This window comes from Photobacterium aquae, from assembly GCF_001029445.1.
GTDB classification, from domain to species: Bacteria; Pseudomonadota; Gammaproteobacteria; order Enterobacterales; family Vibrionaceae; genus Photobacterium; species Photobacterium aquae.
The window spans coordinates 255687-276768 of sequence record NZ_LDOT01000023.1 but is presented as its reverse complement, the minus strand read 5'-3'; the positions used below and the strand labels follow the sequence as shown (position 1 = coordinate 276768).

Below are 21082 nucleotides of genomic sequence, written 5' to 3'. Positions count from 1 at the left end.
TTTATGCCTGTGAAAGGCTTAGGTATAGATAATATCAGTTGATTCTCCTGCGGTCTTGCAAAATATCGCACTGAAACATATTCACCCAACAGCACATTGCGCCTTAGGCATCTGGCTATTGAGTGCATAAAAAGCATTCCCTTTTTCGTTTCCAATATGAACCAACCCAAGTAAAATCGGCGTATAACGATGCTGGAATTGAATAACAAATTGGTCTTTATGAAAAATCATGGTTTACCGATTACAACCACGCCATCACGATTGAAAGTGGGTGTCATTGGCGGGGGGATCGCTGGCTCGACGATCGCTCTTCGCCTTGCTGAACAAGGGATCAATGTAGCCCTGTTCGAAGAAGGAACATCACTGGTCAACGGACCGCCAATCTGCCATCTCCATGCCGGCGGTAATCTATACCGCGAAATTTCAAATGAACAATGCGTCACGCTGCTGAAACAGTCTATTGATAGCTTGCGTGTATTCCCGCATACCGTGAATGTTCGACCAACGGTTATCGCAGTGCCAAGCCATGATCATGGCGAGCCTTCAGATCTGATCCCTCGCCTTGAGTTATTGCGCAATACCTATCAACAAATGGTCAATGAAAATATTGCCAACAAGATGATCGGGGAGCCAGAGCAGTACTTCACTCTTTATAGCAAAGAGAAACTCTGCAACCTTGCCCGTCGAGAAATACCGTCTGCCCCAGCAACACTGGATGATTGGATGATCCCTGTTGCGAAACATATCGATCTGGATAAATTCAAATTCCCGCTGATCCTCGTCCAAGAATACGGCTGGAGTATTTTCCGATTGGCAGCCTCCGCTTCGCTCGCCCTTGAGCAACTGGCAAGCAGTGAAGTGTTTACATCCACCAAGGTGACAAATTTAGAACAGACAGGCAATGGTGGCTGGAACATTCATTACCAATATTATGATCCTACGGCTCAAGACCATATTACCCAAGAAATGCCGGTAGATTTCATCGTCAATGCTTGCGGCTACCAAACAGGTACTATCGATAATTATGCCAATCTGCAGCGCCAGAGGCTGGTCGAATTCAAAGCTGCTTATGTTACCCGCTGGCCCGACTGTAACGCTGTTTGGCCCGAAGTAATTTTCCACGGGGAACGCAGTACTCCACAAGGCATGGCACAATTGACCCCCTACCCGGATGGCTATTTCCAACTCCACGGCATGACAAACGACATAACCCTGTTTAAAAACGGTTTAGTCAGCAGTAGCAAGCTCTCCGCCCAACCGGAGCTGGATACGACATTCACCGAAAAACTTCGTCACGGATGGCAAAAAACAGAAGCAGACATGCGCTCACAACGTGCCATAGAGCATATGTCGCAGTTTGTACCGGCCTATCAAAGTGCAATGCCAAGCGGTGAGCCGCTATTTGGCGCCCAGCAAATTCCAGGCTCTGACGTCACGCTCCGTGCAGCGGATATTTCGTTTGACGGTAACGGCTATGCACGTACCGAAATCGTGAAGGGCTCCTCGGCACTTTCTGCTGCCGACGGGCTGATCCGCCATTTTGTTGCCCAAGGCTGGATTGAGGATAGCGCTGATAGCAATGAACGAGAGCAACAGTTCCCTGTGGCATTATCCTTCGATGAACTTGCCATTGAAGAAAAGGCAAAGGCGCTGGCTGTTCTGCGTGGCTATCCGACAGCACTCGCTGCCACTTACTCATTCCCCACAAAATCATAATCGATTGGTATAACACTGAGCTTGGCGGGATGAATAACCGCCAAGCTGTGCAACGCATAATAGCGACATGAATAGAACTGTTAACGGTAAAAGACCGCCAGCCAAATTGTTTCTGCCTCGGGATCAGTCCAACTGACCCGATGCCGTTGGTGGGCTGGTATATTAATATAATCCCCTTCAGCCAGAGTCACTTCTCGTCCCTCTTCAAAAAGGATCCGCGCTCGTCCTCTCACCACCATCACCCACTCATGCTCTTCTTGATCGTACCAATCACCCTCCGCAGTTGTATGGCCCTTGGAAATGATCCGTTCGATACGAACATGGCCAGCAGTGACAATATCTTCAAAACATTCATTCGGTAAACACTGAGGAAGATCGGCAAGTATGTTGCCCATGGCATTTCTTCTCCACAAAAAAGGCGGGATATGATCTCCCGCCTGTTACAATGATTATGATTACTGTGTATCAGCTAGTTGGCCTAGGTAGCTCAATATCGATTTTCTTATTAAGGGCTTCAAGCTCTGTTTGCAAATCAACCTGCTTGCTTTTCGCCTCTTTGACTTTATTTAGCTTGGCTTCATATTTGTCACAATCTGCCTGCGAGACCCAATTCCAGCTTGTACCAGATTTAAACTCATCACACGCCTGCTTGAACTCTTCAGCAGTTCGCTGGGCCTTCTTGACATCCGCTTCTGAAAGCGCAAGCTGCTTTTGCAAAAGCAATTGCTGTTGATACAACTCTTTTGAGTTATCCAGCACTTTTTTCTGCTGCACCGCCGTCGTTGTTAGTTTTTCAACTTGAGTATCCAACTTTTTCTTGGTGACGACCAATGTCTTCTGTTCGGTTTGCAGGGCTGCTATCTGCTTTTCAAACGCTTCCTTCTGAGCGGCTATCGCATCTGATTGCAAGGCCAATTGTGCCAATAATAGTTCGTGACGCTGAGCTGCATCCGTTTCATACTGGCGGTATTGCGTCGCTAGGGCATTATTCTCTGCCTGAACGTTTGTCAATGTTTGCTGAAGCGCATCGTACTCAGCCTGTGTTGGGCCAGGAAGCATAATCCACACACCTGATGCCACTACACCACCCAATACCATCCCAGCCAAGAAAGAGTGTTTAGAAAATACCATAGCTATCCATTTGGTTTATAAGAGTCCGGAACAACCTTAACTCTAACATGACTTTGTCAGGTTTATATCAGGTTAAGCCTAGTCTGAATATGATCTAGGATCTGTTTTGTTACCAAGTTACCTATCCGGCAAATTCAGGGCCAAATCACCTGGTTTTATCCAGCCAATTTTACGCAATAACTCTGAAAAACATAATGTTAATAAAGCCGGCAGGACAAAGTGCATCAGCAAAATAACCGTGTATATTTCGCTGTTGTGCCAACCTGCTTCTTCCAAAGCTACTATCGACTGAATCTGCCCAACTAACCCCGATGTCCCCATTCCGGCACCCAACGGCGTGTTTTTCAACTCAAACACCATGATTGCAATCGGCCCTAGAATCGCAGAGGTGAGAATCGTCGGAATCCAAATCCGATAATTTCTGACGATATTGGGCATTTGTAGCATCGATGTACCAAGTCCTTGGGCAACCAAGCCAGCCCAGCGATTTTCGCGAAAACTCATCACCGCGAACCCGACCATTTGAACACAGCAACCAACAGTAGCAGCACCGGCAGCCAAACCGTTCAAACTGAGCATAATTGCAATAGCAGCACTACTAATGGGCAGAGTCAGCGCCATCCCCATCAAAACGGAAACCGTCACCCCCATCAACAAGGGTTGCAAACGGGTTGCCGACATAATCAGATCACCCAGCGAATACATCATCTCGCCAATATAGGGACCTATAAAAGTGCCGATCCAAACACCCACGCCAATAGTCACTGCGGGGGTCACCAAAATATCGACCTTAGTTTCATTAGCCACCAGCTTACCGCACTCGGTCGCTATCAAGGCTGCAACAAATGCCCCAACCGGTCCCCCAAGCGCTGCCCCTGCGGCACCGACTGTGGTAACAGAAAACAATACTAACGGCGGAGCCTGTAACGCATAAGCCGTCGCTACGGCGATAGCCGGGCCTGTCATCTGCTTGGCAAGCGGCCACAATGTTTCGGTAAACAACGTGATCCCGAACTTTATCCCGATGGTGTTAAGGATAGAACCGATAAGCAACGAGGAAAATAGCCCCAATGCCATGAAACTCATCGCGTGGACAAAATAGACCCTTGACGATAATGAGATATTTTTACGCTCTAGAATCGACTGCTCGGGGTGGAATTCTGGGAAATCGGGGGTTCGGGACATAATTGCGGACACATCCATTTACAAAAGGCCATAGATTCTAGCTATCCCACAGCTACGATTCAAAGCCCGCTCCCATTTTTCAAGCGTTTTATCCGGAAAGGTGTGATCTATACCTTACTTATGAAATTCTATTATTGGCTTGATCGGTTAGTTATCACAATGCTCGACAAAGGCTTTAAGCCCTACCCTGTCAACAACCGTAATTTCATTACCTTGTTTGGTGATCAGACCCCGATCGATCAAATCTTTCACCGCCCTACGGTAGACTCGGCTTGTTGTTCCAAAACGTTCAGCTTCCATACCCGCTTTATCAAATGCCCCCAACATGGACTTTTCCTTGGATCGCCGCAGCAAATCATAGGCAATATTATAAGTGATAGGATGCAGTAAACGGTTAGTATAAATATCCAATGAATCTTGGTAATCCACCGCTAACGCACTGGCAAAAAACAAGCTAAATGCCGGAGTCCGAGTCAGCAACTCAGTCAGAGATTGTAGGCAAATTGCCTCAACAGCCAACGGCTGTTCAGCCACCACACTCCACTGGCAGTCTGTCCCTGTGAAATATTCCATCTCGCCAAATACCTGATAATCGCATTCAACCTCGCCCAATTGGAAACGTCGGCCGTTAACCGCTGAAATATTCATGGAAACGCGCCCCGTTGGGACTATATGCAAGTAATCAAGTTCCTGACCTTGGGTAAGAATATCGTCACCGGCTCGAAGATGGCGGGTAAACTTGCGGCATTGAAAAATCGCGCGACTGAAATCTTCCGACTGCGCATCCAAGTGGGCGAAAAATCGACCTGTCGAGTAAGGTTTAATTTGCATGCGGGCTTGTAACTAACTCATAAATACGATCAACGACCGATCCTAGACCTAACCTTATGGAAGCACAACAATATTGTGCTGAGAAACAAACACAGGCGGAATAATAAAGTGGCGGGGTGGAAAATAAGCCCCTAGATTAAAATCACATGGGTATACTTTGTACTCCGATGAATGCAAAATAAAACGATATGCATCAAGGAGTGATATGACCATGATACAGCCAAACAACACATTGCTCACCGTTGAAAAAAAATCACTGAAAGTCGGTGCTGCCGCAAACCTTTTTATGGCTCTGTCTGGCTGGGCCGCATTTCACCTTTCGGGTTCGGAAGCCCTCCTTCTCGACGGGAATTTTTCATTTATCCTGTTCCTATCATCACTGGCCGCCATTAACATCACTGCCGTCAAGGCCACCCGCACCAGTACTTTCCCGTTTGGCCTGTTTGCCGCCGAGTCTTTGTATTCAATGGCGAAAGGGTTACTGATCACCGGGGTGATTATTACCGCCATTACCAGCAACCTTTCCAAAATAGGCAGCTACCTTGCAGGCGATGACTTACCACAACTGAATACCGGCCCTATTCTGCTCTATTCCATCGCGATGGTAACTATTTGCTTTGGTCTTGCTTTCTTCTACCACCGACAAGCCGAAAAAACAGGCGGGATCAGCGCCATGCTAAAAACAGACAAGAGCGCATCGCTAGTCGATGGTGTTATGTCGGCAGGAACCGGATGTATATTGATCATTATTGGTTATGTATCAGCAGATGGTCCTTTTTCCTTTTTGCTCTACATTGGTGATGCCATTATGGTGCTCCTCCTCGCCTGCCTGATGATCAAACAACCGCTAGGCATTGTGAAACAAGCCTTTATTGAAATGGCTGGCGGACGATTATCACAAGGGGATGATTACTCACGAATCGAGCAAACAATTGAAGTACATTTAAGAAAGTACGCCATTAGCGCCGAAGATATCTTCATTTCCAAGACAGGCAGCAGCTTTCTGGCTATCGCCTCGCTATCCGCCAGCAAACTCGGTTCCACCGAGACTTGTACACTGGTTGCATTGAAACATGCAATCCATGATGAACTCTACAACCATTATCCTTTCCTGGATGTCGAATTCACAATAACGGATTAGTACAGGGCATATGGGATCACGGTCACACCGAGTCCCATAGCCTCACGATAGAATAGCCTATTGTTTCTACCCGTTTGTATCTATGTCATCTACCTACTGTATCGCTTCTGGCCAACATCGTTGGGATTTCTTCCAAAAACACCGTTGGGTTTCCCCTGAGTTTGAAACCTCCCCATACTATGCCTCATGGCAACGCTGTGCCAATCAATGTAGCGCTATTCACTGGTCTCCCCCACATATCGCCTCAGGTCATACTCTCAGCTCACTCATCAAGCGTAACCAAACGCTTATCGATTGTGCGGTCACTGTCGTTGAAGACACTTTTGACTTACTTCATCACGACCCTATTGCCTTGCTGGTTACCGATGATAATGGCTGTATCGTCAAACGCACCGGCCATTCAACACTCATCGAAAAACTCGATAGCCTAGGTATTACCGATGGTGGATTTCTTTCTGAAGGAAAAATAGGGACGAACGCTGTTAGCTTGTGCATTGACAGCCACCAGCCCGCAGAGGTCTTCGCAGCGCAACACTTCAATCAACATTTACATCCGTTCGGTGTGTGTGCGGCCCCCATTTTTGATTCATTGGGCAAGTTACGGGGTACCATGGCATTAATAAAAATGGCCACCGAATACCGTCGCGAACACTGTGTCATTGCGGTGTCTTGTGCCAGAGAGATCTCACTTCAACTGCAATTACATTTCGAACAAGAGAATATGAACCGGATGATCGCCATGCATAATGCTACCATGGCCAATGTGGACGATGGTCTAATTGCGTGGGATGCCAACCAGCGTATCATCATGGTAAGCCAGCAAGCCGAAGTACTTTTCCAGCTCAATGCCATCAATGTTATAGATAAAAATATTTTCGATACGATCCGCTTTGCGCCCAATATTTTGGCGAGCTTCGAGCAAAACGAAAATATCTGCCACAAGCTAACGACCGTTGAGATTAATAGCGAATTTATCGAAGCTATTTTGTCTGTAAGCCAGTTGCAAGATGGCTCAACCCTTTTATTTATTCATCCCATCAACAAAATTCGCCAACTCGCACAACAGCAAATTGGGGGAAGTGCAAAATATACCTTTGCCACGCTGGCGGCTCGCTCTAAGCCGATGAAACACTTGATAACCGTCGCCAAGCGCGCGGTCAAATCCAAATCCCCCATACTGCTCTGTGGCGAAGAAGGGGTGGGAAAAGCGTCACTGGCAATGGCAATTCATAACGAATGTGAATTTCAAACCGGCCCTTTTATTACCGTTAACTGCCGGGCGATAAACGATGAAAATATGAACCGCGAACTTTTGGGCTATGATGCCGATAACGGCCTCCCCTCCAAATTCGAGCTTGCCCACGGGGGTACCTTGTTACTGGAAAAAGTCGAGTATCTCAGCCAAGAACTCCAATCAGCCCTGCTTAAAATACTAAAAACAGGATTAATGAGCCGGAGTGATAGCCAGCGGCTCATTCCTGTTAATTTCCAATTAATTACTAGTACGTCATCCGATTTAAGCGCTTATGTGGCACAAGGTTCTTTCAGCCGCCAACTTTATTACGCCATTGCAAACCACGAACTTACCATCCCACCACTGCGCGAGCGCAAGGATGATATTGCCCTGCATATTGAGCGTATCGTTACCGATTACGAAAAACGCCACCATGTCACGATTCATATTGATCCTATTGTCATGGATACCCTGCTCGCTTTTGAATGGCCCGGCAACGATCCTGAACTCAAGAGCAGGATGGAACGCATACTTCTCAATCGCAGCTCAAACCACGTTCAGCTAAAAGATATTCCGGACCATATCATGCAAAATTCTGAGAGCGGCCCATTGCATAGTGTTCCCATGCAAACACTCGAAGAATTGGAGAAAAAAGCAATTATCAATGCATGGAAAGTATACGATGGCAAAATGTGCGACATTGCAAAAGCACTCGCGATAGGCCGCACCACGCTCTGGCGAAAAATCGACAAGTATGGGTTAGCTGACAAAATGCGCTAATGCTGTTCCCCCAAAAAAATTGCAGTAGCTGGAAAATATAAAAGCCCTCATATGAGGGCTTTTCGGTAAATAGATAGACAAGACAATTGGCTAACAACGCCGAATGGCTTCTTTTAATGCTGGCAACAAAGCTGCACTGGCACTGAACTTACCTAAACCAATCGATAGTAGGGTTTCAGTTGCCGTGACATCTCCGGCCATTTCACCACACATACTCACGCTGATACCCGCCTTGTGGGCTGCCGCACATGTTCGTGCTATCGCACTCATAACTGCAGGCTGGAAATAATCTACCAGTTCAGCAACCGCACTGTTCCCCCTATCGGCAGCCATCACATACTGGGTAAGGTCATTGGTACCAATAGAGAAGAAATCCACCTCTTGTGCCAACGCATCGGCATTCAGCACCGCTGCCGGCACTTCGATCATAATACCAACTGGCAAACTCGAATCACAAAGCTCAAGCTGTTGACGCTGTTGCTCTAACAAGGCTTTCACCTGCCGGACTTCATCAACCGTTGCGACCATCGGGATCATTAATTGAATATTCGGCTGCTGCTGATACGCGCGCAAAATAGCTCGCAATTGTGTCGCAAAGAGATCTGGATGGGCAAGACACAGGCGAACCCCCCGTTGACCCAAAAACGGATTGTCTTCTGCGGGCATTGGATAAGCCGCTAACGGTTTATCCCCGCCAACGTCCAAGCTACGAATCGTTACCGGCTTATCACCAAATGCTGATGCAATTTGGCAATAGACTTGGAACTGCTCGTCCTCACTTGGCAACACATCCCGTTGCTGGAACAAAAACTCTGTCCGGAACAACCCGACGCCCTCTGCTCCGCACGCTTGAGCCAGAGCAACATCATCAGGTCCACCAATATTAGCCAATACGCTGACTGTTTTGCCTGCGTGTGTAATAGCGGGAGCGAGAGCTTTAGTGGCGCAGGTTTCAATGTCGTTACGCCATTGCTGACGTTTATCCACTAAACCTTGTTCAACATCTTTTCCCGGCGCAAACCATAGCAGCCCCTCAAAACCATCAAGAATAACGGTATCGCCCGCTTTCACTTGCTCCAAACACCCCTTGGCCTTAACCAATGCGGGGATCCCCATCGCACGGGCTAAAATCGCGCTATGTGACGTTTTCCCCCCCTCACTCAGGCAAACAGCCAACACTTTCGATTTATCCAGCCCAGCGACATCCGATGGCATCAAATCGCGTGCCAGTAAAACAACCGGTTCAGCCAAGCTCATCGCCGGGCCTTTATCCCCCGTTAGCGCCACCATCACACGACGGGCAATATCACGCACATCCGCCTCACGCTCTCGCATGTATTGGCTATCAGCTGCGGCATACTGGGCTGCCAAATCATCCATCACAGACAGCCATGCGCGTTCGGCAATCTCGCCTTTCGCGACCACTTTCTGCAATGCCATCGGGATATCCGGGTCTGCTAGCATCAATGCATGCGCATCAAAAATGGCACCGTGCTCACCAATGGACAGCACCTGCAATTCTTGAACAACATCACCAATGGCGCGCTGCAAAGACGCCATTTCATTCGACTCACCAACAAATTCCCGCTGCGGCACCTCGGGCATCGTTACTGTAAAAATAGCGGCCGGTGCAATGGCCACGCCATCACTGACCCGAATACCCGCCAATGCCCCTTCCGGAGCCTCGCTTTGTACAAGGTGGGTATCAGCATCGCTGTTTGATACATTTTCATCTGCTTGGAAAAAAGAAAAAGCATCGACCAAATCAGCCTCACCAAAATGATCGGCAGCCATAGCAGCAAAGGCATCAATGGCCTCTTGTGCCTTGGGCCCACGGGAACGCACACAGATATCATCACCGCAACGAACCCCAAGTTTGGCAATACTATTAAGACTTTTGGCGCTGGCTTGCTGATCCCCTTTGAGTAACACGGTATCGGCATCAAAACGGGCCATTGCGCGGACAATCGCGGCTGCAGGACGAGCATGAATACCATGTGGGTTTTGTACCTGCCACATAAAACTCAAAACGGGTTGATCCGATTCTTCGGCATCCAGCGAGTTATTCTCATTATCTGTGGGGTTACCGCTACCCAGATGTTCTTTTTTCACATCCAAAGCCGTTTGTGCCTCGACAATCACCGCCTCACGAGACAGCCCCGCAGCAGCTGCTACTGATGCCGCCATCGTGCCTTCCACAATAGGAGCATCAAGCAGCGACACTTTTTCAGCAAGCTCAGGAGCAATCAGCTCCAGCGCCATCTCGGTACTGAGCAGCGCACTGCCCAGATCCATCAGCACCACAACGCCGTCATCATCACAAACCTCTTCGATAGCCCCCATGACCGCGATGGCATCGGTACCAATTGGGTTATCAGGATCATCAACACCTGCAGCAATAGCGATATTCGCTTGCCCTTGGGTCATTTGGGTGGCCAATTCGGCCACCCCTTGGGCAAGTAAAAGACTGTGCGAAACAATTACAATGCCAACCATGATTTAGCACCCTGTCATTGCTTGTTTCAGTGCTTTAATCATCAACATTGATGATGTCGCGCCCGGATCCTGATGGCCGATACTGCGCTCACCAAGGTAACTAGCACGACCTTTTTTCGCCCGCATTTCGATAGTGGATATGGCACATTTCTCGGCACTCTCAACCATTTCATCGAGCAAATACTCACCATCAGTCCCTTTCTCAAGAGCTGTCTTTACGTGTTGCAGCACCGGCAGCCAGACATCGCACATGGTCTTATCGCCCTGCTCCGCCTTGCCGCGAGATACCACACCATCTACGCCGCTCTTTAAATCATCGATAAACTCAGCAAAGCTCAAGACTTCACGCGCCCCCACAGAGGCCGCAGTACGAATAAACAAGGTGCCATACAGTGGGCCGCTGGCTCCACCAATACTCGATAGCAACGTCATACCGGTATTTTTCAAAATGGCCGAAATATTTTGCTCTTGAACTTTCGGCAAGTTCTCTCGCACTTTGCTAAAACCGCGATTCATATTTAGACCGTGGTCAGCATCACCGATATCGCGGTCCAAATCAGTCAGAAAATCCTGATTGCGCGCAAAAGTATCAGCACACAGATTCAGCCATGTCACGATATGCTGCTTTTCAATTTGCATAGACATTATTACTTACCCCACGTCATTGCAGCTGTATTTACTGGCGCATCGTATAGCTCAAGCATTTCTTCATCAGCCTGAAGCAAAGTGATGGAAATACCTTCCATATTGATGGATGTACAGTAATTACCGACAAGATTGCGCACAATACGGATACCCGCTTTCTCGCAATTTTGTGCCAGACGGCGATATACACCGTACAATTCAGACGCGGGGGTCGCCCCCAACCCATTGACCAAAACCACGTAATCTTTGTCTTTGCCAAAATCCGCAATCGGGGTTTCAACCTCATCCCAATCGCCATTCCCACGGTTCCATATACGCAAGGTGCGGCTATAGCCTGTGTTTTCCATGATCTCGGCAAACATCTGATCAACCAACGAATCGACATTCTCGTATGCTCGGCGCTCAATACCCGGCTCACCATGAATACCAACACCGAATTCAACTTCATTGTCTTCCAGCACAAAAGATAGCTGCCCCGCCGCCGGCACCACACAAGCCCGCAATGCCACGCCAAATGAACGGCAGTTATCGTTGATACGGCGAGCCAATACTTCACATTGCTCTAGGCTGTACCCTTTCGCAGCCGCTGCGCCTACCATTTTCTCAACCAATACCGTGCCAGCCACACCTCGACGACCAGCTGTGTACAAGCTGTCTTTTACCGCAACATCATCATCGGTAAGTACGGCTCCTACAGGAATACCATCAGCATGTAACAGCTCAACGGCTGTTTCAAAGTTCAGTACATCACCGGTATAGTTCTTAATAACAAACAACACCCCTTCGCCACTGTTAACCTTCTGACCGCACTCATACATTTGATCTGGTGTTGGTGAAGTGAAAACTTCCCCCGGGCAAGCTCCCGTCAGCATACCCTCACCGATAAAGCCCGCATGAAGCGGCTCATGGCCACTGCCGCCACCAGACACTAAAGCAACTTGTTTTTGTTTTGGTTCGTGCCACATATAGCGCGGTTCATAACTCACTAGCAGCTCAGGGCGAGAAAAGGCCAAGCCTTCCATTTGCTCTTTCACAACGTCTTCTACACGATTGATTAACTTTTTCATGCCATCCCTCTCTTATAATTCGGATTGTGTTTTAATTCGCTCTTCGGCGTATTTGTTCACGTTATTTGCTAAGGTGTTGCCCCATCCTAGAGCCAGTTACCCTCATGACAATGGCATTTTTTTCCGTTTCACAATGAAATGGTACAGACACAAAATCCGTTTCATTCTGAAACAAAAATAAAGAGTATGGCCAATTTCGTGATCACCGACACGCCCTAACAATAGAAACCTATATGAATATCAACCTATCGCCGTCAGGTATCAAGAGAACATCATGCCCCCTACACAACAACACACCCAATTTTAACCTAAACCATTGATTATAAATAAATACAGAACACAACAAGCAAAGTGGGATGATCTCATAGACATGATTAATGGACATTTTCCGTGAGGACATTGGCAAAACAGAAAACGATCGCCTAATCAACCTGATACCCTCAAGCACAAATATCCGCACTAGGAATAGACGATGAATTACTCGCTACTAGCAAAGACATTTTGCTGCCAAAACCACTCATGGCGTTCCAATAAGAAACACTTATTGTCTCTAAAAAGAGCTAGCGAAAGAGAATGGAGTAAACCGAATAGCGATTTCACGTAATGCCTATTTTTCATCTGCGGCCATAACAAAAAGCCCGGTGTATCCTATCGATACACCGGGCTTCAAAACGAACTAATTAACGCTTAAAGACGAATTTCCCAACGTTGCAACGGTTCTTTGGCATCAATACCTTCACGTCCCCAGCGGTCAACACTGTCGATCACCATGACCTTCACGTTTTCCGGCAACATCGCCTTCATCGAAGCTGACAGCTTTTTGGCACTGAGCAACCATAGGGTTTTATCGGTATTTAGCAATTCGACAAATGCCTGCTTGTCTGCCTTACTCCACTCAATTTCAGGGCGAGTATAGCGCTCCACAACAAACAGTTGGTTACCTGACGCAAAATCTTCCAGCTCTGACGAGAGTAGAATCACCGAATCAACCTCGGCTTCAAATAACGCCTGTTGTTGCTGATTGATCAACTGGCGGACTTCAAGCATCAGCGCCTGCTGGTTAACAGCGATTCGATCTGCATGCTCAGGCCAAATTTTCTGAAGATCCTGCCCGACAATGGCAGCCATACGGGTAATATTTGCAGGATTTAGCCAGCTATATGGCGAAATAGAGCCGTCAGCCAAACGCAGGGCCGCGACCCCTTGTGCACGAGGCGAGATGGCCTGCGATGCATCAATTTCAACAATACGGATATTACCCTGACGAGCATGAACATAGAGTGGGTCCGCCGGCCACACCGCAGACAGCGTAATGACCGCCTGAGCACCTTGAGCTGCTTTCACCGTTGCCTCTGCCCCTTTGCTGGCAAACCAGTTCGGCAGGCGGTTCATACCATAGCGCTTAGGGGGTAGAAACTCGGTTTCCAGTGCAGTACCCCGCGTCAACTCTGTTGCCAACATATAGGTAACCGGTGTCGCGGTCAGAATATCCTTGGCCATTGCTGGCGTTGCTAGCACCGCCAGCGCCATCGTTGCCAACAACGCAAAAGCTTTCGTTCTAGCCGGGCGCGAGATGTGTTGTGTGTTGTTTAATGTCATATATTTATCCTTTCGCACCAAAACTATTTACGAACAATGCGATAGCAGGTCGCCAGCAAGAAAAACGTCGCCGATACGATAATGATCGCGGCCCCAGAAGGCACAGGCAGTTCAAGCTCCATTGGCAAAATCGTACCGACCAAACAGCTTACCGTTGCCAGCAAAGCCGATACCAGAACAAAATCACCCATCTTGTGAGTCATCAGTCGAGCGGTAGCACCAGGGATCAATAACAGTGCCCCAACCAGTACTGCACCGATAATTTTCACCGAAGCGATAGTGACCAAAGTTATCATCATTACAAACAGGTAATCGTAAAAATGCGTCGCATGGCCACGTACACGGGCAATATCCGGACTGATACAAGTCAATAAGATGCGGTTAAACGTCGGGATTAATACCAGCGTTATTAATAAACAGCTTACTCCAAGGATAAGAATATCCTGATCCGTTACAGTCAAAATTGAACCAAACAGCACGTTTTCAAGCATATGGATGTTAATTTTGCGAGCAACATACATTAACAGGGCGGCACCAACAGCCAAGGCTAACGCCAAGAATACCCCAACCAATGTATCGTAAGGCACGTTGGTACGATTACGAACAAAGTGCAATAGCAGAGCAAAAACCATACAAAAACAGAACAAGCCGATAATCGGGTTCTCCGGCGGCTCACCTAACAGCACCCCCAGAGCGATCCCCGTCAGGGCCGCATGGCCAACAGCCTCTGAGAAGAAGGCAAGGCGCTTGGCAATAACCAATGTCCCCAAACCACCTAGCAGCGGCCCCACCAGCAAAGCGGCCACAACGGCATTGACCACAAAGGCATAGGAGAAACTCTCACTTAACCACCCCGCCTCAACGCCCATCAATGCCCAATGGCGAATCATCTCCATCATGCGGCTTGCTCCCGTGCGATCTCACCCATCACTTCAGTCTGACTCGTGTAATGATTAAACAAGCGCTCAACTTTTTCAGGCGTCAACACGTCGGCAACACTGCCACTGTCGATCAAAGTACGGTTGACCACATGGACTTTGGCATCCAAACGGCGTACCGCACTCACATCATGGTGAACCGCCAGCAGGGTCTTGCCTTCGGCTACGAGCTCTAAAATCAACGCTTCCAAATAGCGGACACCTTGCTCGTCCATTCCTGTCGTTGGTTCATCAAGTACAATCAAATCAGGATTATCCAACAGTGCCTGTGCAAACAGCACACGCTGCTGCTCACCGCCAGACAACTGCCCCATCCGACGTTCGGCTCGCTCAGCCATCCCGACACGATCGAGCTGCTCGAGGGCCGTCGCCTGCTGTTTCGACAAATTACGCCAGCGCGACCAAAACAGTGGTGTGCGGCTTTGGTTCAACAGGATGAAATCCATCACTGTCAGTGGAAGGCTGGATTCAAACACGGCTTTCTGCGGCACATAGCCGACCTTGCCCTTTTTGCTTCCCCAGCAAATATCTATATTCCCGGCAAACGGCGTCAACCCGAGAATAGAGCGCAACAAGGATGTTTTACCACCACCATTTGGCCCCATCACCACATGGCACTGACCTGCCTCAAAGGTATGATTAATGCCGTGCAAAATCGTGTTATCGCCATATTGCAAACCGACATTATCCAGAATGATACTTGGACCTTGCATTAACCCACCTTTGCCTTATTGGCTGCAGCAAACTGCATTGCCTCAATGAGGGTGTCCAAATTATCTTTCATCTCTTTTTCTACTTTATTGTCCTCGTAAGGGCCGTGTGTCATGTGAGAAAAACGATATAGCTGCACGCCCGTGGCTTTTTCGATGGTGTCTACATAACGGTTAGGCATGTTGAGCTCATAAAAAAGTACATCGATGCCTGAATTGCGGATTTTCTCGATAGTTTCTTGCAATTGGCTGGCACTTGGCTCGACCCCGTGAGCAGGCTCAATAACAGCTGCGACATCGACGCCGAACTCCTGTAACAAATAGCCATAGGCATTATGGGTGGTCGCAACAATCATCCCGCTAGTGTCCAAATCACCAAGTGTCGTCATCGCCTCATGCTTGAGCTTACGGAAAGAAGCCGCATATTTACGGGCATTGGCACGATAGGTACGAGCATTGTCCGGATCGAGACGCGCCATTTCATTGGCAATGGTGTAAACCTTCTGGATCGTTGTCGACAAGCCAACAAAAGTATGGGGATTCACCGCGCCAGCACCGACAGACTGCCCCATAGCAGGCAGCAGTGGAACATCCTTATTCGCTTCAATCACCACCAAATCCGAACGATTAGCCGCGGCAATCACTTTCAAGGCAAAATCATCATGGCCTATCCCGTTAACGACAATAACATCCATTTGATTAAGACGTCGCAAGTCGTTGGGCTGAGGCTGGTAATTGTGAGGATTGAACCCGGCATCGACCAGAGGCAATATGTCAGCTTTATCCCCTACCACCGCCTTCACATAGCTGTAATACGGCTGTAAGGTGATTCCAATGGTCAGTTTTTCCTGAGCCTGCACGCCAAACGAAGAGACGCAAAGCAGTGCCGAGGCAAAAATATGGCGAAGTGAATGTATTTTCATCATTGTTGCTCTACCTTAGGTAGGAATAGGCGCGAAACAAGGTTCGGCAAGCAAACCGAACCCATAGATATTAATGAGAATGTTGTTGGTGAGATTGTGCAGCTGACAGCTGTTTCCAGCCTTTATCTTGTAAGGTACGCCGCAGATCCGGCGCCAGCAGCAACGCACGGCCTTCTGTCACCGGAGCATAAGAAAACCAGACTTCCGGCTCATCTCCCGAGGAAAGCAATATGACAGATGCCGACCCTTGCTGTGCTTGGCGAACCCCTAAATAGCCACCATCATTATTGGCAAACCACAGATGTTCCCCTTTATGCTGCCAGCTCTTATCCTTAACAAATGGTGCTAGCCACATTTCTTCAAGCTCGCTGACCTCAGGCCATTCTGATGTGATCGCCTCAGACAAATTATCCAAATAGATATTACGGATCTCTTCATGGGCCAAGCGAATATCAGCCAGCATTGCCAGCTCCGGTTGAGCCAAGTCAGAAATAGCAACCTGATGGGCTGCCAATTCAACAGACTCGGTTTCAGACTGGTGAAACGGCAATGCCACGGCAGCAAACAGTAAAATCAGCACAATAGCCAACCCGACCCATTTGCCTTCCTGACTGCCATTCTCCGGCTTCACAGCTTCGCGGATCATTTCTCTTCGATCTCGACAACATCAACTTCGACAGGATTTTCATGCCCGGCATCGAACACAAGGTAAAAATCGGTTCCCGGGTGGCTAAATTCTGCGATTGAACGCTTGTCTGTCTGCACTCGACTGATCAGGTTATCGTCATAGTCAAACATATCTACCGCATAATCGACAGCCGTACTGCCATCACTGTATCCGGCTTGGCAAACCACTTTTTCAGATTCAAGCCAACAACTCATCAAAGGGAAATGGGCTTGAGCCGATAGCGGTGCCAGTAGGGCTACCACTGTAGACAAGGTAACAATCAGCTTTTTCATTACAACCTCAACGCAAGCACGGAGGCCTGCATAGCAAACCTCCCACGTTATTAACCAATACGAAATTATTGAAGCACGGCTTCAAAAGACAGGTGAACGTTAACGCTGGCACGATCAGCTAGCGGATTATTGACCAAATCACCCTTGTAGTTTGCTTTCATCAACCAGCGACCAGCCTGATTCGGGGTAAATGTCACCATGCCGTTTTCATCACTAACAACATCAATTTGTTCTTGGTGGTTACGGTACAGTGTCCCTTCACGGGTAATTTCAGCCGTCACGCCTTGCTGAGGCTTGCCATTGAAATAGAACTGGAACTGAACATCTTCACCTTCCACGATATCGGCCGGATGAGTCACTGGCACCATTTCCAGATACTTTCCTTCCAGTTTGAAGGCTTCCTTCGTCGGTTTACCTACGGTGATATAACTCTCCGCACGCGTGAAGCTAAGTTGCGTCACAACGTCACGAGATTTCTTCGGCAGCACTTCGTCACGCTCAGCTTTGTGGGCCTTCACCCACTTCACCGTATCACGGCGGCCCGCTTTGTATTGGGTGTAGTAAGAAGGAACATTGTTAACACGTACTTTGTGCGTGCCTTCTTCGACAAAGTGATAATCGAATACTGAACGACGCTTACCTCGGGTCACATACGTTGGTCGCTCTACTCGTCCATCCGGCATGATGATCTCACCGGTCTCAGCGCCTGCTGGCTTATCAAAAACAAACGTACCGTGTGATGCGGTTACATCAAAGGTCAACCAATCACCGCCTTCTTTAGACACGGTAAAATGCGAGGGCAAAATCCAACGCGGGTGAGCATTCGCCGAGGCAGATACCGCAAGGCCAGCGACAATCACACAAGCCAGTGAAGCGGCTTTGAAAGTGTTCTTTTTCATAAACTATGTCTCTTTAAATTACTTCACAGAATAATGCAGGTTGATATCGCCCGTTTCTTCGGTCGGCGCTATATGATGACTAAAAGAGGTCTCAGCCAAAGTCAGTTTTTGGCGCAGGTAGTTTCGGCCGCCATGTTCACGAACAACTTCCACATAAAAGGTGTATTCCCCCTGCGCTACTCGCTTGCCGTTATCATCCAAGCCATCCCACACAAAACGATAGTCGCCAGCGGGACGAGTGGCTGACGTTACCGCATCGACCAACTCACGGTCATAACGGCCTACTTTGCGCCACCAGCTACGCAAATCCTTAAGCCATTCATCTTTGCCTACCCACAACTGAACCGTCCGTACAGGTTTACGCTGCGCATCTTCAATCCAGACAGCAACATAAGGGCGGGCATACATCGACGTTTCGATTTTCGGCAATGCAAACTCAATATCCATTTGCGCACTGTCTGGTAGCGGCTTGGCGTGCACGGCAAAAGACAAAGGCAGCGCAAGGGCCATGCCGACGATAGATTTAGCGAAAGTGTTCATAACATTCCTACTTACAACACGCTGTTACTTACGGCACAGCAACAAAATAAACCAGCAAGGTAACCAGTGACCCAGCGAACATCCACTTCATCGAGGTATGAAGCGTTTTCTTCTTCGGGATCAACAAGCACACCCCTGTCATCACAAACAGCACCATGAGTACCGCGGTAATATCAATAAACCATTTCCAGACCTCACCACTGTTACGTCCTTTGTGAAGGTCATTTAGCACTGCAACCACACCGTAATGGGATGCTTCAATCTCAGCGGTACGACTAGGCAAATCTATGAACACAGTGGCGTTAAAACCTGGGCCTTTGTAATCCATTGCGATTTCACCCTCGATCAACTCACCGTCTTCGACCTCTTTGAACACTTCCATCGCTGAAGGCGTGCCTGATAAATCCGCATGCTTTGCCAAATAAGCCAATAGCACTGCTTGATCTGGCACAAATGCTTCGTTACCAGAAACAAAAATACTTTCAGGTACGGACAACGTCTGCGAGGTAATATCTGGCTGGGATTTTACAAATAGCTCCGGACGATTGAGCGTGATGCCGGTAACTGCGAAGAACAACACAACCAGCAGCAACGCCATAGAAACATAGATATGTAGGCGTCGCGCCCAAAGTTGTACTGCTTTGTTTTTAAGCACCATGAAAACAATGTATTAACCACTCTAAGATGAAGGCATCATAATGATAATTGTTTTCATTGGCATTCAAATTTACAAAGTTTACGAATGTGAATAAGAGTGATGCAATAGAGAAATCAGGGACAGGAAGCGATGACAATGCGGCTACAAAGCCGCACCGCCCATCAAATGAGATGAAGTGTTACAACAAGTTGTTATCGCGAATGAATTGACTCAATTTATTCGCAATATCAGCATGCTCGGTTTGCGTTGGGTGCCAGCCGCAACCTTCAAGCGGAGAAACAAAGACATGACTGTACACACCTGATTTACCTTGCTTTTCCAGCAAATCTATCGCTTCAACTGTTGCCGGGATAATGTAATCATAAGGATAAGCAGGACGCGGCATCAGAACAACATTGGCATCGTTGTAACGGTACTTGAGTTCGCCGACAAACTCGACCATCCGATCAATCCAAGCGGCCTTAACCTCCTCTATGTCCGACCATTGCTCATGGGGTTGCGGATCCGTACTGAAGTCATTGGTACCGACTTCGACTACAATCAGATCCGGATACTTATCTTCAAAATCCATCTTATTACCAAAAATAGCCCCTGCTTTATCGGCATAATAGGTCAAATCATGGTATGGCTGGTTACCGTTCCAATTACGGATCAACCCTAACCCTGAAAAGGAAATCTGGGTGATGCTCGTCCCCAGTTCCTCGCCGGTTTGATAGGGAAACGCCACGCGGGCATTGGAGGTATCGTAAATTTCCTGCCAGGTACAATCACGTTTATCTGACTCGCTACCGAATCCCGCACTGATGGAATCACCAATAAACAAAATATGAGGCTTGTTTTCCCATATTCCTTCAAGCTGCCCGTCATGATCAAAAGCAATGATTTTCGTCATCGCTTCATAATTTTCAGTTCGTTTGACAAGTTCAATAGTAACTGTTGTTGGCTCTGAGCTATTAAACAACTTAAATGTTTGCGTGACCCCACCATAATTAGTTATCAACTTCTCAGTAACTTTACCATTAATTAGCACATCAAAATGGTCACCATTACCGATCATATCAACGGAGAAGTTTGTTCCGGTAAACTGTGTTTTTACATGAGTACCCGGCCAGTTAAATCCTACATGGCCAGAATTATAATCTTTAACTGCACGACCTTCATAATCAATAGCATAATGAGTAGCAGGAATGGCATCAGCAAAAACCGATGTGGAGAGTACAATTGCAGAGAAAGCAACGCTTTTTATAAACATAACGAATAACCTCAATTAAATTTAAATAGCAATGAATCTGGCAACTACATTCTCATGAAAGCAGTATAACGATCATTAACCTTCGACTACTGAAATTATTAGCCAGATATAATTAATTTTTACAACAGCACAAATAATCTATATTTAACAGCTTATACATGTAAATAATCCAATCGATATAAAATAAACAAATGATTAAAAATATGCATTAGCCATAAAAAACATCATCAATACAACATGCAAAATACATTTTTTTTGAATTAAGATAGGAATTACGACAAACAATCGATATCACCTAGTCCTAGACGAGCACAAACCCAACCAGAAAATACCTCAAAAGAATAAATCTTACTGACTATCAAGGGGAATACACTTTG

Annotated in this window: 20 protein-coding genes; 3 read left to right on the top strand and 17 right to left on the bottom strand. The window is 47.6% G+C overall.

Annotated elements, in window-relative coordinates:
- Positions 1-219: 219 nt before the first annotated feature.
- Positions 220-1716: an FAD-dependent oxidoreductase gene (locus tag ABT56_RS16610; protein ID WP_047880035.1), complete on the top strand. Its 1497-nt coding sequence runs from the start codon at positions 220-222 to the stop codon at positions 1714-1716.
- A gap of 80 nt (positions 1717-1796) precedes the next feature.
- Here the strand turns inward: ABT56_RS16610 and ABT56_RS16605 are convergent, their stop codons facing one another.
- From ABT56_RS16605 to ABT56_RS16590, 4 genes are all read right to left on the bottom strand, one after another.
- On the bottom strand, positions 1797-2111 hold the full coding sequence (locus ABT56_RS16605; protein WP_047879998.1) for a cupin domain-containing protein: 315 nt from the start codon (positions 2109-2111) through the stop codon (positions 1797-1799).
- Between the two features lie 70 nt (positions 2112-2181).
- Positions 2182-2847 (bottom strand): hypothetical protein, encoded by a 666-nt coding sequence (locus ABT56_RS16600; RefSeq protein ID WP_047879997.1) that lies wholly within the window; start codon positions 2845-2847, stop codon positions 2182-2184.
- 117 nt (positions 2848-2964) lie between these two features.
- Positions 2965-4032 (bottom strand): PTS sugar transporter subunit IIC, encoded by a 1068-nt coding sequence (locus ABT56_RS16595; RefSeq protein ID WP_047879996.1) that lies wholly within the window; start codon positions 4030-4032, stop codon positions 2965-2967.
- A 147-nt stretch (positions 4033-4179) separates the two neighbouring features.
- Positions 4180-4863, bottom strand: a complete 684-nt coding sequence (locus ABT56_RS16590) for a Crp/Fnr family transcriptional regulator (RefSeq protein WP_047879995.1) — start codon at positions 4861-4863, stop codon at positions 4180-4182.
- A 205-nt stretch (positions 4864-5068) separates the two neighbouring features.
- On the opposite strand from ABT56_RS16590, the gene ABT56_RS16585 reads away from it, so the two are divergent.
- Together ABT56_RS16585 and dhaR are read left to right on the top strand one after the other, a co-directional pair.
- Complete coding sequence (locus tag ABT56_RS16585; protein WP_240478337.1) at positions 5069-6004, top strand: cation efflux transmembrane domain-containing protein; 936 nt, start codon at positions 5069-5071, stop codon at positions 6002-6004.
- Between the two features lie 82 nt (positions 6005-6086).
- Positions 6087-8018, top strand: a complete 1932-nt coding sequence (dhaR, locus tag ABT56_RS16580) for a dihydroxyacetone kinase operon transcriptional regulator DhaR (protein ID WP_047879994.1) — start codon at positions 6087-6089, stop codon at positions 8016-8018.
- Between the two features lie 90 nt (positions 8019-8108).
- On the opposite strand, the gene ptsP is transcribed toward dhaR, so the two are convergent.
- The 13 genes from ptsP to ABT56_RS16515 form a co-directional block, all read right to left on the bottom strand.
- Entirely contained in the window at positions 8109-10514 is a 2406-nt protein-coding gene (gene ptsP / locus ABT56_RS16575; RefSeq protein WP_047879993.1) for a phosphoenolpyruvate--protein phosphotransferase, read from the bottom strand.
- Positions 10515-10517: 3 nt separating this feature from the next.
- Complete coding sequence (gene dhaL / locus ABT56_RS16570) at positions 10518-11159, bottom strand: dihydroxyacetone kinase subunit DhaL (RefSeq protein ID WP_240478336.1); 642 nt, start codon at positions 11157-11159, stop codon at positions 10518-10520.
- Positions 11160-11161: 2 nt separating this feature from the next.
- Positions 11162-12226, bottom strand: coding sequence for a dihydroxyacetone kinase subunit DhaK (gene dhaK, locus ABT56_RS16565; RefSeq protein WP_047879992.1), 1065 nt, complete (start codon positions 12224-12226; stop codon positions 11162-11164).
- A gap of 687 nt (positions 12227-12913) precedes the next feature.
- Entirely contained in the window at positions 12914-13825 is a 912-nt protein-coding gene (locus ABT56_RS16560; RefSeq protein WP_205626097.1) for a metal ABC transporter solute-binding protein, Zn/Mn family, read from the bottom strand.
- 23 nt (positions 13826-13848) lie between these two features.
- Positions 13849-14721 carry a metal ABC transporter permease gene (locus tag ABT56_RS16555; RefSeq protein WP_047880031.1) on the bottom strand — a complete coding sequence of 291 codons (873 nt, stop codon included), beginning with the start codon at positions 14719-14721 and terminating at the stop codon, positions 13849-13851.
- Positions 14721-15476 carry a metal ABC transporter ATP-binding protein gene (locus ABT56_RS16550; RefSeq protein ID WP_047879991.1) on the bottom strand — a complete coding sequence of 252 codons (756 nt, stop codon included), beginning with the start codon at positions 15474-15476 and terminating at the stop codon, positions 14721-14723. Before ABT56_RS16550 ends, ABT56_RS16555 begins: the two co-directional genes overlap by 1 nt.
- On the bottom strand, positions 15476-16399 hold the full coding sequence (locus ABT56_RS16545) for a metal ABC transporter solute-binding protein, Zn/Mn family (RefSeq protein ID WP_047879990.1): 924 nt from the start codon (positions 16397-16399) through the stop codon (positions 15476-15478). Before ABT56_RS16545 ends, ABT56_RS16550 begins: the two co-directional genes overlap by 1 nt.
- A gap of 67 nt (positions 16400-16466) precedes the next feature.
- Positions 16467-17042 carry a DUF6162 family protein gene (locus tag ABT56_RS16540; protein ID WP_047879989.1) on the bottom strand — a complete coding sequence of 192 codons (576 nt, stop codon included), beginning with the start codon at positions 17040-17042 and terminating at the stop codon, positions 16467-16469.
- Positions 17039-17356 (bottom strand): hypothetical protein, encoded by a 318-nt coding sequence (locus ABT56_RS16535; protein ID WP_047879988.1) that lies wholly within the window; start codon positions 17354-17356, stop codon positions 17039-17041. The genes ABT56_RS16540 and ABT56_RS16535 overlap by 4 nt, the downstream gene beginning before the upstream one ends.
- A gap of 65 nt (positions 17357-17421) precedes the next feature.
- Positions 17422-18255: a DUF4198 domain-containing protein gene (locus ABT56_RS16530; RefSeq protein WP_047879987.1), complete on the bottom strand. Its 834-nt coding sequence runs from the start codon at positions 18253-18255 to the stop codon at positions 17422-17424.
- Positions 18256-18273: 18 nt separating this feature from the next.
- Entirely contained in the window at positions 18274-18795 is a 522-nt protein-coding gene (locus ABT56_RS16525) for a DUF2271 domain-containing protein (protein WP_047879986.1), read from the bottom strand.
- Positions 18796-18823: 28 nt separating this feature from the next.
- Complete coding sequence (locus ABT56_RS16520) at positions 18824-19453, bottom strand: PepSY-associated TM helix domain-containing protein (RefSeq protein WP_047879985.1); 630 nt, start codon at positions 19451-19453, stop codon at positions 18824-18826.
- Positions 19454-19631: 178 nt separating this feature from the next.
- Positions 19632-20705 carry an SGNH/GDSL hydrolase family protein gene (locus tag ABT56_RS16515; RefSeq protein ID WP_047879984.1) on the bottom strand — a complete coding sequence of 358 codons (1074 nt, stop codon included), beginning with the start codon at positions 20703-20705 and terminating at the stop codon, positions 19632-19634.
- Positions 20706-21082: the final 377 nt, after the last annotated feature.

What these genes read in the sequence shown, in the direction of transcription:
- ABT56_RS16515 (WP_047879984.1), bottom strand. Translation starts at nt 20,705, where the DNA reads ATGTTTATAAAAAGCGTTGCTTTCTCTGCAATTGTACTCTCCACATCG.
- ABT56_RS16585 (WP_240478337.1), top strand. Translation starts at nt 5,069, where the DNA reads ATGACCATGATACAGCCAAACAACACATTGCTCACCGTTGAAAAAAAA.
- ABT56_RS16545 (WP_047879990.1), bottom strand. Translation starts at nt 16,399, where the DNA reads ATGATGAAAATACATTCACTTCGCCATATTTTTGCCTCGGCACTGCTT.
- ABT56_RS16520 (WP_047879985.1), bottom strand. Translation starts at nt 19,453, where the DNA reads ATGGTGCTTAAAAACAAAGCAGTACAACTTTGGGCGCGACGCCTACAT.
- ABT56_RS16560 (WP_205626097.1), bottom strand. Translation starts at nt 13,825, where the DNA reads ATGACATTAAACAACACACAACACATCTCGCGCCCGGCTAGAACGAAA.
- ptsP (WP_047879993.1), bottom strand. Translation starts at nt 10,514, where the DNA reads ATGGTTGGCATTGTAATTGTTTCGCACAGTCTTTTACTTGCCCAAGGG.
- ABT56_RS16555 (WP_047880031.1), bottom strand. Translation starts at nt 14,721, where the DNA reads ATGGAGATGATTCGCCATTGGGCATTGATGGGCGTTGAGGCGGGGTGG.
- ABT56_RS16590 (WP_047879995.1), bottom strand. Translation starts at nt 4,863, where the DNA reads ATGCAAATTAAACCTTACTCGACAGGTCGATTTTTCGCCCACTTGGAT.
- dhaR (WP_047879994.1), top strand. Translation starts at nt 6,087, where the DNA reads ATGTCATCTACCTACTGTATCGCTTCTGGCCAACATCGTTGGGATTTC.
- ABT56_RS16595 (WP_047879996.1), bottom strand. Translation starts at nt 4,032, where the DNA reads ATGTCCCGAACCCCCGATTTCCCAGAATTCCACCCCGAGCAGTCGATT.
- ABT56_RS16525 (WP_047879986.1), bottom strand. Translation starts at nt 18,795, where the DNA reads ATGAACACTTTCGCTAAATCTATCGTCGGCATGGCCCTTGCGCTGCCT.
- ABT56_RS16540 (WP_047879989.1), bottom strand. Translation starts at nt 17,042, where the DNA reads ATGATCCGCGAAGCTGTGAAGCCGGAGAATGGCAGTCAGGAAGGCAAA.
- ABT56_RS16550 (WP_047879991.1), bottom strand. Translation starts at nt 15,476, where the DNA reads ATGCAAGGTCCAAGTATCATTCTGGATAATGTCGGTTTGCAATATGGC.
- ABT56_RS16605 (WP_047879998.1), bottom strand. Translation starts at nt 2,111, where the DNA reads ATGGGCAACATACTTGCCGATCTTCCTCAGTGTTTACCGAATGAATGT.
- ABT56_RS16530 (WP_047879987.1), bottom strand. Translation starts at nt 18,255, where the DNA reads ATGAAAAAGAACACTTTCAAAGCCGCTTCACTGGCTTGTGTGATTGTC.
- dhaL (WP_240478336.1), bottom strand. Translation starts at nt 11,159, where the DNA reads ATGTCTATGCAAATTGAAAAGCAGCATATCGTGACATGGCTGAATCTG.
- ABT56_RS16535 (WP_047879988.1), bottom strand. Translation starts at nt 17,356, where the DNA reads ATGAAAAAGCTGATTGTTACCTTGTCTACAGTGGTAGCCCTACTGGCA.
- dhaK (WP_047879992.1), bottom strand. Translation starts at nt 12,226, where the DNA reads ATGAAAAAGTTAATCAATCGTGTAGAAGACGTTGTGAAAGAGCAAATG.
- ABT56_RS16600 (WP_047879997.1), bottom strand. Translation starts at nt 2,847, where the DNA reads ATGGTATTTTCTAAACACTCTTTCTTGGCTGGGATGGTATTGGGTGGT.
- ABT56_RS16610 (WP_047880035.1), top strand. Translation starts at nt 220, where the DNA reads ATGAAAAATCATGGTTTACCGATTACAACCACGCCATCACGATTGAAA.